The organism is Butyrivibrio sp. NC2002, from assembly GCF_000702265.1.
GTDB lineage: Bacteria > Bacillota > Clostridia > Lachnospirales > Lachnospiraceae > Butyrivibrio.
In genome coordinates, this window is record NZ_KL370881.1 from 650,580 (window position 1) to 666,448 (window position 15,869).

Sequence of the window (15,869 nt, forward strand, 5' to 3'; positions counted from 1 at the left end):
ATCAGATATGGAAGAAAAATTTAACGTACAGGAAGAATTAAAAAAACTCCCGAATCAGCCCGGAGTTTATATAATGCGAGATGAAAATGATACCATCATGTATGTGGGTAAGGCAGTAAACCTGCACAACCGCGTGCGGTCATATTTCCGCAAGATAGTTGGAAGAGGACCGCAGATTGACAGGATGGTTGCTCAGATTGCGCGCTTTGAATATATCGTAACTGACTCAGAGCTTGAAGCACTTGTTCTTGAAAACAATCTGATAAAAGAAAACAGCCCAAGATATAATACCCTTTTAAAGGACGATAAGACATATCCATATATCAAGGTGACGGTGTCAGAGGATTTTCCGAGAATCATTTTTTCAAGGCTTATGAAGAAGGATAAGTCCAAGTATTTTGGCCCCTTCACAAGCGCTGCTGCAGTTAAAGATACAATTGAACTTATAAATAAAATATATGGTCTTAGAACCTGCAACAGAGTTTTGCCAAGGGACATAGGAGTAGGAAGACCCTGCCTTAATTATCATATGGGAAGGTGCAGTGCGCCGTGCGATGGTAAGATTTCCAAAGAGGAGTACGCAGAAAGGATCAAAGGAGCACTTGATTTTCTTGAGGGCAACTATAATCCCATACTAAAAAAGCTTTCTGATGAAATGGAAAAGGCTTCTGAAGAACTCGAGTTTGAGAAGGCGGCTACATACAGAGATCTTTTAAACAGTGTGCGCCAGGTTGCTCAAAAGCAGAAAATGACTGATGCTGCCATGGAGGATAAGGATATCCTTGCGATAGCTTCCGACGAAAACGATGCTGTAATACAGGTGTTTTTTGTGCGTGACGGAAGGCTTATTGGAAGAGAGCATTTTTACATGACTCACATATCCGGCAATCCGCAGGCAGAGATATTGAGGGATTTTGTCAAACAGTTCTATGCGGGAACCCCGTTTATTCCCAGGGAGCTGATGTTGCCTGAAACAATAGAAGACATGGATATCATTGAAAAGTGGCTGACAATGAGAAAGGGCAGCAGAGTTTATCTTAAAGTTCCTGAAAGAGGACAAAAAGAGAAGCTTATGGAGCTTGCGGCGCAGAACGCACAGCTTGTATTAAGTAAGGATAAAGAGAGACTAAAGAGAGAAGAAGGCAGAACCATCGGAGCTGTTAAGGAAATAGAGAATATCCTGGGAATAAAGGGTTTAAACAGAATGGAAGCCTACGATATTTCAAATATAAGCGGCTTTGCAAATGTAGGCTCGATGGTTGTTTACGAAAAGGGTAAACCCAAAAAGAGTGACTACAGAAAGTTCAGGATAAAATCCGTCGAAGGCCCCGATGACTACGCCTGCATGAAAGAGGTCCTTACAAGAAGACTTCTTCACGGCCTTGAAGAGAGAAAAGAATTTGAACTTCGCGATATTGATGCCAGGTACGGCAGCTTTACCAAGTTCCCAGATCTTATACTTATGGACGGCGGACGGGGACAGGTGAATATCTGCCTGCAGGTTCTTGAAGAGATAGGAGTAAATATTCCTGTCTGCGGAATGGTTAAGGATGATAACCACAGAACAAGAGGGCTATATTTTAATAATGTGGAACTGCCTATAGACAGGAGATCTGAAGGCTTTAAGCTGATAACAAGGATCCAGGATGAAGCCCACAGATTTGCCATCGAATATCACAGATCTATAAGAAGCAAGGCTCAGGTAAAGAGTCTTCTTGACGATATAAAAGGTGTAGGACCCGCAAGGAGAAAGGCCCTGATGAAACATTTCGGATCAATAGAGGATATAAAAAATGCAAATATCGATGAACTGTCAAAGATACCTGAAATAACTCCGAACGTAGCCCGTGAAATATACGAATTTTTTAGGAAGGATGAGACCGCTTCCAATTGATATGAACCTAAGGATATGCTAAACTGTGTTAGTCTATAGTGAGGGAGGCAGAACATGGCAAGTGTTAAGCTTAAAACAGTAATCAAAAAAATGGATCTGGAGAATCTTACTCCGGAGCTGGATATTTCCAAAATCAAAATTCACCAGCCGGATATTAACAGACCTGCGCTTCAGCTTTCAGGATATTTCGAACATTTTGAAGCTACAAGACTTCAGGTAATCGGCTTTGTTGAATACTCCTACATGGAGTCATTGCCCAAAGAAACGAAAGAAAAGGTATACAGGGAATTTTTGGAATTTGATGTCCCCTGCGTAGTATTTTGCAGGAATCTCATACCGGATCCGTTATTTATAAAAATAGCTATTGAGGAGCAGGTACCGATCATGGTAACTAAAAAGCCTACATCCTCATTTATGGCAGAGATAATCAGATGGCTGAATGTAGAACTTGCACCGTGCATTTCTATTCATGGTGTTCTTGTTGACGTATACGGTGTCGGACTTCTTATTACAGGTGAGAGCGGAATCGGTAAATCCGAAGCAGCCCTTGAGCTTATAAAGAGAGGACACAGACTTGTTTCGGATGACGTAGTTGAGATCAGGAAGGTAAGTGATGTTACTCTGATCGGTTCAGCGCCCGATATAACAAGGCATTTTATCGAGCTTAGAGGTATCGGTATTGTCGATGTTAAGACACTTTTCGGTGTTTCAAGTGTGCGTGATACACAGAATATTGACCTTGTTATCAAGCTTGAGGATTGGGACAAGGATAAGGAATACGACAGACTTGGACTTGAAGAAGAATACACGGAATATCTGGGAAACAAGATCGTATGTCACAGAATACCGATCCGCCCGGGTCGAAATCTTGCGATCATCTGCGAATCTGCTGCGGTTAACCACAGACAGAAGATGATGGGATATAATGCGGCTCAGGAGCTTTACAACAGAGTACAGAACTCTCTTACACGCGGAAGAGAAGATGATGATTAAAGTTTAAGGAATAGGGGTTATAAATGGAAAACAAGACTAACGGAATTATTGCAAAATATGTATTTGGTGTAGATATAGGGGGAACAACCGTTAAGATAGGTCTTCTTGATCTTGACGGTCATAAGATTGAAGTATGGGAGATACCTACAAGAACTGAGAATGGCGGAGAGAAGATTCTTCCCGATATTGCAGAATCTATCCGTTTTAAGATGGAAGAGAGAGGAATAAAGGATTCTCAGGTTGTCGGCGTAGGTGCAGGTGCACCCGGACCGTTCTCTGATGATGGTACGATCCTTAAGGCAGTTAACCTTGGCTGGAGTGAATTTAATTTAAAAAATGAGCTTCATGACCTTGTAAAGATTCCTGTTAAGTGTGGTAATGATGCTAACGTGGCAGCTCTTGGCGAATGTTGGAAGGGCGGCGGCCAGGGCTATAAGGATATTCTTATGGTTACACTTGGAACAGGTGTAGGCGGAGGAATCATCCACGAGGGCAAGATCTTTAACGGTGCAAACGGTGCCGGAGGTGAAATCGGTCATATTCATATTGAAGATAATGAGACAGTTGAGTGTAACTGTGGAAACAAGGGATGCCTTGAGCAGTACGCAAGTGCTACAGGTGCGGTTCTTCTTATGAAGAGAATTCTTGAGAAGAGCGATGAAGAAAGTGTTTTAAGAGGAACACAGTTTGAATGTAAGGATATTTTTGATGCTGCTGCAAATGGAGACAAGCTTGCGATAGAAGCTACAAAGCAGTATGGCGACTACCTTGGAAAAGGTCTTGCAATGATCGCTTCAACAATCAACCCTGAAATAATAGTATTTGGTGGTGGTGTTTCAAAAGCCGGCGATGTTTTGTTTGATCTTATCCGTCCTTCTTTTGAAAAGTATGTATTCCACGGTGCTAAGAGAACCAAGTTTGCACTTGCAAAGCTTGGCAATGATGCAGGTATTTACGGAGCAGCAAAACTTGTACTTGATACGGTTTCTTAAGAGATGAAATTAGATATTAGAGAAGAACTGTCCGGTATCATATCGGAAGATAATTTAATAATAAATGAGATGATGAGCAGGCACACCACGTTTAAAACCGGTGGGCCTGCCGATTATTTTGTGAGAGTAAATACTGAGGATGAGCTATCACATCTCCTTTCTTTGCTTGATGGGAAGGGCCTTACATTTGCCAGGGATTTTTATATAGTTGGAAACGGCAGTAATCTGCTTGTTTCAGACGAGGGATTCAGAGGCGTGATAATAAGCCTATCGGGTGATTTTTCCAAGGTCAGTATTGACGGCAATATTGTTAATGCAGGATCAGCAGCCCTTAATTCCATGGTTGCTTCTTCTGCAAAGGATAAGAGCCTTACAGGCTTTGAGTTTGCGCATGGAATTCCCGGAACAATAGGCGGAGCAGTTGTAATGAATGCAGGTGCTTACGACGGCGAGATGAAGCAGGTTATAAAAAGTGTAAGAGCAATGAATCCCGACGGAAGCATTGAAGAATATGATAACGAGTCCTGCGCATTTTCCTACAGAAACAGTATTTTTAAGAAAAAAAAGCAGATAATCTTAAGTGCAAAGATAGAACTTTTGCCCGGAAACAAGGCTGAAATAGAAGAAAAAATGAAGGACCTTATGGGCAGAAGAAGAGATAAACAACCTCTTGAATACCCAAGTGCCGGCTCGACATTTAAGAGACCGGAGGGCTATTTTGCAGGAAAACTTATAGAAGATGCCGGACTTAGGGGATATAGTCACGGCGATGCACAGGTGTCTGAGAAGCATTGCGGATTTATAATAAATAAAGGTCAGGCATCCTCAAAGGATATTTATGAACTTATAACTTATGTTCAAGATAAGGTAAAGGAAAATTCCGGAGTTGATCTTGTTCCGGAGGTTATTATGTTGGGAGAATTCTAAGCTATGAGAATTGTAATTGTTACCGGAATGAGCGGAGGCGGTAAATCTACTGCAATTCATATGTTGGAAGATGCAGGCTTTTACTGCGTTGATAATCTTCCGCCGATGCTTTTTGAAAAGTTTGTAGAACTTGCATCTATGCCGGATAGTGAAATAACCAAGGTTGCTCTTGGCTTTGACGTACGAGCAGGTCAGCATTTTGAAGATGCACCAAAAATCATACAGAACTTAAAGGACAGAGGTTTTCCTGTAGAAATACTGTTCATGGAATGCTCTGACAATGTCCTTGTTAAGAGATATAAGGAAACCAGAAGAAGGCATCCCCTCTCACCTGAAGGCAGAATAGAAGACGGAATAAGCAGGGAAAGGCAGATCCTTGCTCAGATACGAAAGAGTGCAGACCACGTTATAGATTCGTCTCAGCTGCTTACCAGAGAACTTAAGGCAGAGCTTGATAAAATATTTGTAAGCAATGAAAAGCACAATAATCTCATGGTTACAGTTTTATCGTTTGGCTTTAAATACGGTATTCCCTCTGATGCTGATCTTGTATTTGATGTACGATTTTTGCCGAATCCATTTTATATAGATGAATTAAAGCATCTGACCGGAAATGATAAACCGGTACAGGATTATGTTAAGGGATTTGCTGAGTGTGGACAATTCCTTGATAAGCTTGAAGATATGCTGCAGTTTTTAATGCCAGGCTATATTAATGAAGGAAAATATCAGCTTGTTGTAGCTATCGGCTGTACAGGCGGTCAGCACAGATCGGTAACGATTGCTAATGAGATTTATGACAGACTTAAAGCAAAGGATGATTTCGGAATAAAGATCTATCACAGAGATCTTAAACATGCAAGGTAATCAACATGTCATTTTCGAGTGAAGTAAAAAGTGAACTGGCAAAACAGATAGGATCTGCAAGGCATTGCCAGATTGCTGAACTTTCTGCGATAATGCATAACTTCGGATTGGCCTATAGAAACAGGGGCGGAATATATACAATATATTTGCAATCCGACAATCCGCAGGTATCCAGAAAGTTCTTTACAATACTAAAAAAAGCATATAATATAGAACTTAGTGTACTCGCAGGGGTAGAAGAAAAACACCTCATGGGACGCATATATCAGCCTGTTCTTCAGGGCGGAGAGAATGTTGCCGCTATACTAAAGGCAATGCATTTCCTAAGTGAAGACGGAACAATAAGAGAGGACGATTTCCACGTTAATCCGATGGTAGTCAGAAACTCTTGCTGCAAGAGAGCTTATCTTAGAGATGCATTTTTGTGTATCGGTTCGGTAAGTGATCCAAGTAAGTCTTATCATTTGGAATTTGTGTGCCTCAATGAGGAATACGCAAATGATCTAAGGCAAATGATAGAGAGCTTTGACATAGATGCACGTATTATTACCAGAAAGAAATACTTTGTTGTCTATATCAAAGAAAGCACTGCAATAGTTGATCTCCTCAATGTCATGGAGGCTCCGGTGAGTCTTATGAACATGGAAAACGAGCGCATTGTAAAAGAAATGCGTGGCCAGATAAACAGGAGAGTCAATTGCGAGACTGCTAATATTACCAAGACGGTAAATGCAGCTTCCAGACAGATTAATGATATTTTGTATCTCAGAGATCACTATGGTTTTGAGAATTTGCCAGAGGGTTTAAAGCAGATGGCGGAGGCTAGACTCCAATATCCTGACGCGACACTGTTGGAACTGGGTAAATACCTTGATCCGCCGGTGGGAAAATCTGGTGTAAATCACAGGCTCAGAAAGCTCGGTGAGCTTGCTGATAAGCTCAGAAGTTGAGCAGAGGAGGAATTTATGTTAACAAAATCTATCGAGATTAAGCTGCCGGGTGGACTTGAAGCAAGACCGGTTGCAGAGCTGGTGCAGATTGCAAGCAGATATGACAGCACTGTTCATATCGAAGCTCAGTCAAAGAAAGTCAATGCCAAGAGCATCATGGGCATGATGACACTTAGCTTAAACAGTGGTGAAGCTGTTACTGTTATCGCAGATGGCTCAGATGAGGCTGACGCAGTTGCAGGAATGGAGAGTTTTCTTCTCGGAGAGACAACGGTTTAATAATTAAATTATATATGGATTATGGGACTCGATTTTGCTGTTTGACAGTGAAACCGAGTCTTTTTGGATAGGAGCACTTAAAATGGAGGAACATATGAAAAAGAAGATGCTTTTTGTATATAATCCAAAAGCAGGAAAAGAAAGGATACGTAGTAATCTTCTTGATATTATTGATATTTTCTCGAGAGCTGACTATGAAGTAACAGTATATCCCACTCAGGAGAGGGGAGATGCTGAAAAAGCTGTTATGGAAAGGGATGAGAAATTTGATATTGTCGCCTGCAGCGGTGGGGACGGTACCTTGGATGAAGTTGTTAACGGAATGTGGAAGAGTGGCAGGAATACTCCCATAGGCTATGTTCCGGCAGGTTCGACCAATGATTTTGCCGTCAGCTTGGGAATCCCTTCAAAGATGCATGAATCAGCACTCAGTCTGGTTTCAGGTAAACCATTTGCCTGTGATGTAGGGATCATGAATGAAGAGACCTTTGTGTACATAGCGGCATTTGGCTTATTTACTGATGTTTCCTACCTTACAAGGCAGGAGATAAAAAATGTCATCGGACATATGGCATATATTTTGGAGGGCGCAAAAAGACTTTCTGAGATAAAGAGTTATCATGTCAAAGTCACGTACGACGAGGGCGTTATAGAGGATGATTTTGTAGTAGGAATGGTAACAAATTCAACCTCTGTGGGAGGATTTAAGGACATAACAGGAAAACATGTTAAGTTAGATGACGGGGTATTTGAAGTTACTCTGGTAAAACTTCCCGATAACATGGTGGATATGAGTAATCTGCTTGCTTCGTTTATAAACAGGGATATCGATACCGAGCACATGTACTGCTTTAAGACAAAACATGTTGTATTCGAATCAGATGAAAAGATCGCATGGACAAGAGACGGAGAATATGGCGGCGATCATAATGTTGTGGATATCAGAAACGAAAATAAAGCATTGACACTTATAATTCCGTGATAAGGCGCGTTCATTTTTTGTTCATAAAACGTTAAAAGACTATTTACCTCAGATTATTTCTTGGACAAATATTTTCGATATACTAAAGATGTCAGATGAAGAGAAGGCAATACCAATAAAAATAACTTTTTCATAATATGCCAAGGAAACATGAGTTTCCTTGGCATCCTCCCTTTTTTGGGGGTTTATTCTTATCAGTCGAGTATTTCCGGTTCCGGATAAGTAACTCCAAAAGTATCAACAGTAACAGATTCCATTACTTGATCCTCAAGAGGTCTGTCGTTCCAGTCTGTTTTTGTTTCAGCTATTTTGTTTACTACGTCCATACCTTCGATCACTTTACCAAATGCAGCATATGCACCATCGAGATGTGGAGAGTTTTTGTGCATGATAAAGAACTGTGAGCCTGCAGAATCAGGGAACTGGGTTCTGGCCATTGAGAGAACACCTTCTGTATGAAGGAGGTCATTTTTAAAACCGTTCTGAGAGAACTCACCCTTAATTGAGTAACCGGGGCCGCCCATTCCGGTTCCGTCCGGATCTCCGCCCTGAAGCATGAAGCCTTTGATAACGCGGTGGAAGATGACTCCGTCATAGAAATTATGGTTTATAAGTGAAATAAAATTATTGACGGTGTTCGGAGCAATTTCGGGATAAAGCTCAGCCTTTATGATGTCGCCGCCTTTCATTTTTATTGTAACGATAGGATTTTGATTATTTGCCATTTTATGTCTCCTTATAATATATGTTTACATGGAACTAAACCGGGATTAATTATACAATAAAAGAAATAGAACTTGGAAGAATCGAAGGAAGAAAAGTTGCTGAAAGAAGTTGTTTTTTGTCTTTATTATGATAATGACGATATCAGGGGGAATATAGAAAAGTCCATAGAGGTAATTCAAAACTCAGGCGTTAGTGCAAAAGCTGTTTTCTTGAATGATAAAGAGATACCAAAGGAATGTTTCCCGGCATCTTTAGGAGTCTATAATTCTGATGATGTCCTGTTTTTGACAGATTCAGCCATGATTGCGTCTGCTCTTTTGGAACAGAGAGCTTTTGTGATAGGCATCATGCATGACTATAACCAAGGTGCAGACTTTACAGGCCTTAAATATGTGTTCTCTGACATTGAGGATGTGGAATTTGACTCCTATGAGAAGGCGTATCAGAGATATGCTCACCTTCCGTGGATAATTATGGAGACAGAGCGCTGCATTATCAGGGAAACAACGGTTGAGGACGTGGATATTTTCTATGATCTTTATAAAGATCCGGAGATGACAAGATATATGGAGGGGCTTTTTGATGACCCCGAAGATGAGAAACAATATACAAGAGATTATATAGACAAGGTATATGGACTTCTGGGATTTGGAACCTGGACTATATTAAAAAAGGATACCGGAGAGATCATAGGGCGTGCGGGATTTAGCATCAGGAACGGTTTTGACGATATTGAACTGGGATTTCTTATAGGAACAAAATATCAAAGGCAGGGATATGCCTACGAAGTGTGCTCTGCAATAATACAATACGGAAAGGAAGTACTGCTTTTTAAGAGCCTTCAGGCACTGGTAAAAAAAGAAAATGTAATTTCTATCCATCTGTGCGAAAAACTCGGCTTTAAGACAGCCACTGAAGTTGATGTGGAAGAGAACATATATGGGGATAATTACGGCAACGGAATCAAGGTCCCCGCTTCCAAAGCACAGTACGGAAGATACTTGAAAATGCTTCTTGATTTGGGTTAATACAAAAAATCTTCATAAATTTGTAGTTGCCATTTGAATTTTTTTCGGTTACGATACAAATTGGACTAAGATGATTAGAATAATAACGTAATACCTGAGAAGATTAGGAGGTATGGATGGATTACAGAGATTTATTTTCGCTGGTAGCAGGTCTGGTAGGAGGACTTGCGTTATTTATGTACGGTATGAACGTAATGAGTGGAGGACTTACCAAGACAGCAGGTGGTAAGCTGGAAGCAGTCCTTAGCAAAGTTACAAGTCATCCTGTCATAGCTTATCTGTTTGGTGTAGGAGTTACTGCACTTGTTCAGTCGTCATCGGCATCAACAGTCATGGTAGTTGGTCTTGTTAACTCAGGAATAATGACACTTAAGGAAGCAGTCAATATTATTCTTGGAGCTAACTTGGGTACAACATTCACAGCATGGCTTCTTTCATTAAATGCAATCAGTAGTGATAATTTTATTATCAATCTTTTAAAGCCCACATCGTTTACACCATTTTTGGCGATAATCGGTATCGTGCTTTACATGTTTTCCAAGTCTGATAAAAAGAATAATATCGGTCTTATTCTCATTGGTTTTTCAGTATTGATGTTCGGAATGAGCATGATGTCTGATGCAGTTTCACCTCTTGAAAATGATGAGGGATTTCAGAGACTTCTCATGACTTTCAGCAATCCTTTCGTGGGATTCCTGGTAGGTGTGCTTTTCACAATGATCATTCAGAGTTCCGCAGGAACGATCGGTGTTATGCAGGCTCTGTCTGCATCGGTATTTTTGCCATATAGTGTTGCACTTCCTGTTGTAGTAGGTGCAGAGCTTGGAACATGTATTACAGCTATTCTTTCATCTCTTGGAGCAAATAAAAACGGTAAGAGAACAGCTCTCATGCATTTGTATTTCAATGCGATAAAAGCTGTCTCATTCATGATCATTTTCTATATAATACATGCATTTGTACATTTTGCTTTCATGGATAAACAGGCAGGAATGGTAGGTATCGCTTCGATACATACACTTATAAATCTTGTGGCAACCCCGCTAATGGTGCCGTTCTCAGGCATCCTTGTCAAGATGGCTTATGCAACTATTCCGATCGATGAAAAGGAAAGGGAAGAACAGGAAGAGATGCAGAATATTACAAAGCTCGATTCCAGATTCCTTTCAAATCCGCCATTTGCACTTGAACAGAGCAGACAGGTTGCAATCGATATGGCTCTCTTTGCAAAAGAAGGTCTGGAGAAAGCTGTCAGACTTATGGATGAATATGATCAGGAAGAGGCCGATAAGGTTAGAAAGCTTGAGGAAAAGGTTGACAGATATGAGGATCAGTTGGGAACCTATCTCATGCAGATAAACAACCATCACCTTTCAGAAAAGGATTCCAGAACACTTTCTATCGTGATCCACTGCATCACAGACTTCGAGAGAATAAGTGATCATGCATTAAATGTTGCTCAGACTGCAAGAACCATGAACGATAAAAACGAGAAGTTTTCATCTAAGGCAAAGGAAGAACTTAGAATCTTTACTAATGCAGTTGAAGAAATAGTAGATCTTTCAATTAAGGCTTTCAGAGAACAGGATCTTAAGCTCGCCAAGGCAGTAGAGCCTTTGGAAGAAGTAATTGATGGTATCAACATGGAAGTAAAGCGAAGACATGTCAGAAGACTTCGCAAAGGAAAATGTACTATAGACATGGGCTTTATTTTATCTGATCTTGGCACGGACTTTGAGAGAATAGCAGATCATTGCAGTAATATTGCAGTTTGCATAATCGAAGGCAGCGAAGGACTTTTTGATACTCACGAGTATCTCGGTCAGCTCAAAGCTGAGAAGAATCATGACTTTGAGGTTCAGGTTGATATGTATGAGAGAAAATACAGACTTCCTGCGATCAAGAGAAGCGGCGAAGATGAGGATGAGATCAATCCTTCATTTGCTGAGGATCATGAGATCATTGCGAATATAATGAACTTGGAAGAAGAAAAAGAGCCAAAGTCCGAGAAGAAAAAGGATAAGGCTAAAAAGAAGAAACAGAAAAAACAACAGGAAAAGTAATATATTGTCAGTTGTTTATTGAAAGGAAGTATTATAAATGAGTACCAGAGTAATTGAACTAAAGAGAAGTGTTTTTGAGAGCAATGATGAGAGAGCAGAGCTTCTTAGAAAAGAGCTTAAGGAAAAGAAGATATTTCTTCTAAACCTCATGTCATCACCCGGATCAGGAAAAACAACCACTCTTAAGGCTACAATTGCAGCACTTAAAGATAAATACAATATCGGCGTAATGGAAGCTGATATTGATTCTGATGTGGATGCGAAGAAGATAGCAGATACCGGAGTTAAGGCAATTCAGCTTCACACAGGCGGCATGTGCCACCTTGATGCTGACATGACAAGACAGGGACTTGATGCACTTGTAGAGGGAGATGTTGACCTTGCTATTCTTGAGAATGTAGGAAATCTTGTATGTCCTGCTGAGTTTGACACAGGCGCTTCAAAGAATGCAATGATCCTTTCAGTCCCCGAGGGACATGATAAACCTCTTAAGTATCCTCTTATGTTCAGCATCTGTGATGTTGTGCTTATAAACAAGATAGATGTAGCTCCGTACTTTGACTTTGATATGGAGAAGTGCAAGGAATATATCCATATGAGAAATCCCAAAGCTGAGATCATTCCTATCTGTGCAAAGACAGGTGAAGGTGTGGATGTATTCGCAAAGTGGCTCAGCGACCAGGTTGATGAATGGAAAGCGTGAGAGATTGACTGAAGGAAGAATACATTCAATTGAAACCTTTGGATCAGTTGATGGACCCGGAGTAAGATTTATCATATTCCTTAAGGGCTGCAATCTGCGCTGTAAATACTGCCATAATGCAGACACATGGAATCCTGAATCAAAGGATATAAGAACACCGTCAGCTCTGCTTGACCAGGCTGAAAGGTACAGATCTTATTGGGGAGAAGAAGGCGGGATAACTGTAAGCGGCGGTGAGCCTCTTCTTCAGCTTCCTTTTTTGATAGAACTATTCAAGGAGGCAAAGGAAAGAGGTATCGATACCTGTATAGATACTGCGGCAGAGCCCTTTACTTTTGAAGAACCCTTTTTCTCACAGTTTGAGACGTTAATGAAATATACGGACAGACTGCTTGTTGATATCAAACATATCGACGAGAACGAGCATATTAAACTTACAGGTAAAACAAACAAGAATATTCTGGAGTGCTTCAGATATCTTTCTGACATTGGCAAACCTATTTGGATAAGGCATGTACTTGTGCCCGGAATAACGGATAATGATGAGTACCTGAAAAAAACCAGAGAATTCATCGATACTCTAAGCAATGTTGAGAGAGTAGATGTGCTTCCTTATCACTCGCTTGGTCAGTTCAAGTGGGAAGAGCTTGGTATTGAATATGGCTTAAAAGATGTGGAAGCGCCATCACCGGATAGAATAGAGAATGCTAAGAAAATTCTACAAGTAAACCCATAGAATGCGTTAAAAAATTGTCATTATATATAAAAACAAAAAACACTGGTGAAAAGCCAGTGTTTTTCTGCGCGCTTTGTTAGCCTATGCTGACAAAAATTGTCAATAAGCATGTTTTTGCTTGGCCTTGGGTTGCAAAGTAAATCGATATATGCAAGAATACACTTCGGGTGCAAAATGCACCGTATACATATTGTGGTATTTATATTACAATATACTATATATTGTGGTCATGCATTTGATGCATTTTATATAGATTGTTCTAATAACACAATAACTAAACCTTATTCTAGTTATCATATGTACCAGAGAGGAGTAATTTAATGAGAGAAGAGTGGAGAGGTTTTAAAGGTAACAAGTGGACTGATGAAGTAAACTTAAGAGACTTTATCCAGAACAATTACACAATGTATGAGGGAGATGAGAGCTTTCTTGCAGATGCTACAGAGGCTACAGATAAGCTTTGGGGCAAATTGCAGGAGCTTCAGAAGAAGGAGCGTGAGAACGGTGGTGTTCTCGAGTGTGAGACAGAGGTAGTTTCAGGTCTTACAGCTTATGGCCCCGGATATATAGATGAATCTATGAAAGATCTTGAGAAGGTTGTTGGTCTTCAGACAGACAAGCCTCTTAAGAGAGCATTCATGCCTTATGGTGGTATCAAAATGGCTGAGCAGGCTGCAGATACTTACGGATATAAGGTAAATGAGAAGTTCCACAAGATCTTCACAGAGTATCACAAGACACACAATCAGGCTGTTTTTGATGCATACACACCTGAGATGCTGGCTGCAAGACACAGCCACATTGTAACAGGGCTTCCGGATACTTACGGACGTGGACGTATCGTAGGCGATTATCGTAGAGTTGCTCTTTATGGTATCGACTTCCTTATTGAGCAGAAGAAAGAAGACTTCGCACTTTGCGGTTGCGGTGTTATGACAGATGATATCATCAGACAGCGTGAAGAGATCGCTGAGCAGATGAGAGCGCTCCGCGGAATGAAGGAAATGGCAGCTGCGTATGGTTATGATATTTCACAGCCTGCTAAGAATGCAAAAGAAGCTGTTCAGTGGTTATACTTTGGATACCTTGCAGCAATCAAGACACAGAACGGTGCTGCTATGTCAGTTGGCCGTGTTTCAACATTCCTTGATATTTATATTGAAAGAGATCTTAAGGAAGGCACACTTACTGAGAGTGAGGCACAGGAGCTTATTGATCATCTTACAATGAAGTGCCGCATGGTTAAGTTTGCACGTATCCCCAGCTACAATCAGCTGTTCTCAGGAGATCCTGTTTGGGCAACTCTTGAAGTTGGTGGCCTTGGAATGGATGGTCGTCACATGGTTACAAAGAACGACTACAGATTCCTTCATACACTTGAAAACATGGGACCTTCACCCGAGCCTAACCTTACAGTTCTTTACTCTTCAAGACTTCCTAAGAATTTTAAGAAGTACGCTGCTAAGATTTCAGTTACAACATCTTCTATCCAGTATGAGAATGATGATGTTATGAGACCTGTATGGGGCGATGACTACAGCATCTGCTGCTGTGTATCAGCTACACAGACAGGTAAGGAAATGCAGTTCTTCGGTGCCAGAGCAAACCTTGCAAAGTGTCTTCTTTATGCTATCAACGGTGGTAAGGATGAGAAGTTCCTTGATAAGCAGGGCAACCACATGCAGGTAGGTCCTGAATATGCGCCTATCACATCTGAGTATCTTGACTATGATGAGGTAATGGCAAAGTATGACAAGATGATGGATTGGCTTGCAAGCCTTTATGTAAATATCCTCAACCTCATCCAGTACATGCATGATAAGTACTACTATGAAGCAGCAGAGATGGCTCTTATCGATACAGATGTACGTCGTACATTTGCAACCGGCATCGCAGGATTTTCACATGTAGTAGACTCACTTAGTGCTATTAAGTATGCTAAGGTAAAGACAGTTCGTGATGAGTCAGGTCTTGTAGTTGATTACAAGGTAGAGGGTGACTTCCCTAAGTATGGTAATGATGATGAGAGAGCTGATGAGATAGCAGTATGGCTTCTTAAGACTTTCCTCAAGAAAGTTAAGAAGAACCACACATATAGAAATTCAGAGCCTACAACATCAATCCTTACAATTACATCAAACGTAGTTTACGGTAAGGCTACAGGTGCTCTTCCGGACGGAAGACCGGCATATGCTCCATTTGCACCCGGTGCAAACCCGGCTTATGGTGCTGAGCAGTCAGGACTTCTTGCTTCTCTTAACTCAGTTGCTAAGCTTCCTTACGAGTATGCTCTTGATGGTATTTCAAATACACAGACCATCAATCCCGGTGCTCTTGGACATGACGACAACGAGAGAGCAGACAGACTTGTTAATGTAATGGATGGATACTTCGATCAGGGTGCACATCACCTCAATGTTAACGTGTTTGGTGTAGAAAAACTTAAAGATGCTATGGAGCATCCTGAAAAGCCTGAATATGCCAACTTCACAATCCGTGTATCAGGTTATGCAGTTAAGTTCATCGATCTTACTCGTGAGCAGCAGATGGATGTTATCAGCAGAACATGCCATGAGAGTATGTAATTGATACGCACAATCGCATAATATAATTAGCAGTTATGCTATAATTATAAACTCATTAACGAAATCGATCAGTATTTCGTTAATGAGTTTTCTTTTTCGTTATTTTATGGAATGTTTATGGTCATTAGGCTTTAAGTGAAATAT

Annotated in this window: 14 protein-coding genes; 13 read left to right on the forward strand and 1 reads right to left on the reverse strand. The window is 40.7% G+C overall.

The annotated features are described in order from the left end of the window. Positions 1–7: 7 nt before the first annotated feature. From uvrC to T543_RS13825, 8 genes are all read left to right on the forward strand, one after another. A complete protein-coding gene (gene uvrC / locus T543_RS13790; RefSeq protein ID WP_035769343.1) occupies positions 8–1,894 on the forward strand; it encodes an excinuclease ABC subunit UvrC in 1,887 nt (628 codons plus the stop codon). A 54-nt stretch (positions 1,895–1,948) separates the two neighbouring features. After that, entirely contained in the window at positions 1,949–2,887 is a 939-nt protein-coding gene (gene hprK / locus T543_RS13795; RefSeq protein WP_035769345.1) for an HPr(Ser) kinase/phosphatase, read from the forward strand. Positions 2,888–2,910: 23 nt separating this feature from the next. Next, positions 2,911–3,879 carry an ROK family glucokinase gene (locus T543_RS13800; protein WP_035769347.1) on the forward strand — a complete coding sequence of 323 codons (969 nt, stop codon included), beginning with the start codon at positions 2,911–2,913 and terminating at the stop codon, positions 3,877–3,879. A 3-nt stretch (positions 3,880–3,882) separates the two neighbouring features. Then, entirely contained in the window at positions 3,883–4,806 is a 924-nt protein-coding gene (gene murB / locus T543_RS13805; RefSeq protein ID WP_035769348.1) for a UDP-N-acetylmuramate dehydrogenase, read from the forward strand. Positions 4,807–4,809: 3 nt separating this feature from the next. Then, a complete protein-coding gene (rapZ, locus tag T543_RS13810; RefSeq protein ID WP_035769350.1) occupies positions 4,810–5,673 on the forward strand; it encodes an RNase adapter RapZ in 864 nt (287 codons plus the stop codon). A gap of 5 nt (positions 5,674–5,678) precedes the next feature. After that, positions 5,679–6,623: a DNA-binding protein WhiA gene (gene whiA, locus T543_RS13815; protein WP_035769352.1), complete on the forward strand. Its 945-nt coding sequence runs from the start codon at positions 5,679–5,681 to the stop codon at positions 6,621–6,623. Positions 6,624–6,638: 15 nt separating this feature from the next. Beyond that, positions 6,639–6,902 carry an HPr family phosphocarrier protein gene (locus tag T543_RS13820; protein WP_035769354.1) on the forward strand — a complete coding sequence of 88 codons (264 nt, stop codon included), beginning with the start codon at positions 6,639–6,641 and terminating at the stop codon, positions 6,900–6,902. A 94-nt stretch (positions 6,903–6,996) separates the two neighbouring features. Next, positions 6,997–7,884, forward strand: a complete 888-nt coding sequence (locus T543_RS13825; RefSeq protein ID WP_035769356.1) for a diacylglycerol/lipid kinase family protein — start codon at positions 6,997–6,999, stop codon at positions 7,882–7,884. Positions 7,885–8,078: 194 nt separating this feature from the next. On the opposite strand, the gene T543_RS13830 is transcribed toward T543_RS13825, so the two are convergent. Beyond that, a complete protein-coding gene (locus T543_RS13830) occupies positions 8,079–8,609 on the reverse strand; it encodes a peptidylprolyl isomerase (RefSeq protein WP_035769358.1) in 531 nt (176 codons plus the stop codon). A 96-nt stretch (positions 8,610–8,705) separates the two neighbouring features. Here T543_RS13830 and T543_RS15445 point away from each other — a divergent pair, with 96 nt between their 5' ends. The 5 genes from T543_RS15445 to pflB all read left to right on the forward strand — a co-directional run bounded on the left by T543_RS15445 (position 8,706) and on the right by pflB (position 15,725). After that, positions 8,706–9,638, forward strand: coding sequence for a GNAT family N-acetyltransferase (locus T543_RS15445; RefSeq protein WP_155843285.1), 933 nt, complete (start codon positions 8,706–8,708; stop codon positions 9,636–9,638). 116 nt (positions 9,639–9,754) lie between these two features. After that, positions 9,755–11,701: a Na/Pi cotransporter family protein gene (locus tag T543_RS13840; RefSeq protein ID WP_081830084.1), complete on the forward strand. Its 1,947-nt coding sequence runs from the start codon at positions 9,755–9,757 to the stop codon at positions 11,699–11,701. Positions 11,702–11,738: 37 nt separating this feature from the next. Next, on the forward strand, positions 11,739–12,404 hold the full coding sequence (gene hypB, locus T543_RS13845; RefSeq protein ID WP_035769360.1) for a hydrogenase nickel incorporation protein HypB: 666 nt from the start codon (positions 11,739–11,741) through the stop codon (positions 12,402–12,404). After that, the gene (pflA, locus tag T543_RS13850; protein ID WP_242839525.1) at positions 12,355–13,140 is read left to right on the forward strand and encodes a pyruvate formate-lyase-activating protein; all 786 of its coding nucleotides are present in this window, start codon (positions 12,355–12,357) and stop codon (positions 13,138–13,140) included. The genes hypB and pflA overlap by 50 nt, the downstream gene beginning before the upstream one ends. A gap of 320 nt (positions 13,141–13,460) precedes the next feature. After that, entirely contained in the window at positions 13,461–15,725 is a 2,265-nt protein-coding gene (gene pflB, locus T543_RS13855; RefSeq protein ID WP_035769364.1) for a formate C-acetyltransferase, read from the forward strand. Positions 15,726–15,869 lie beyond the last annotated feature (144 nt).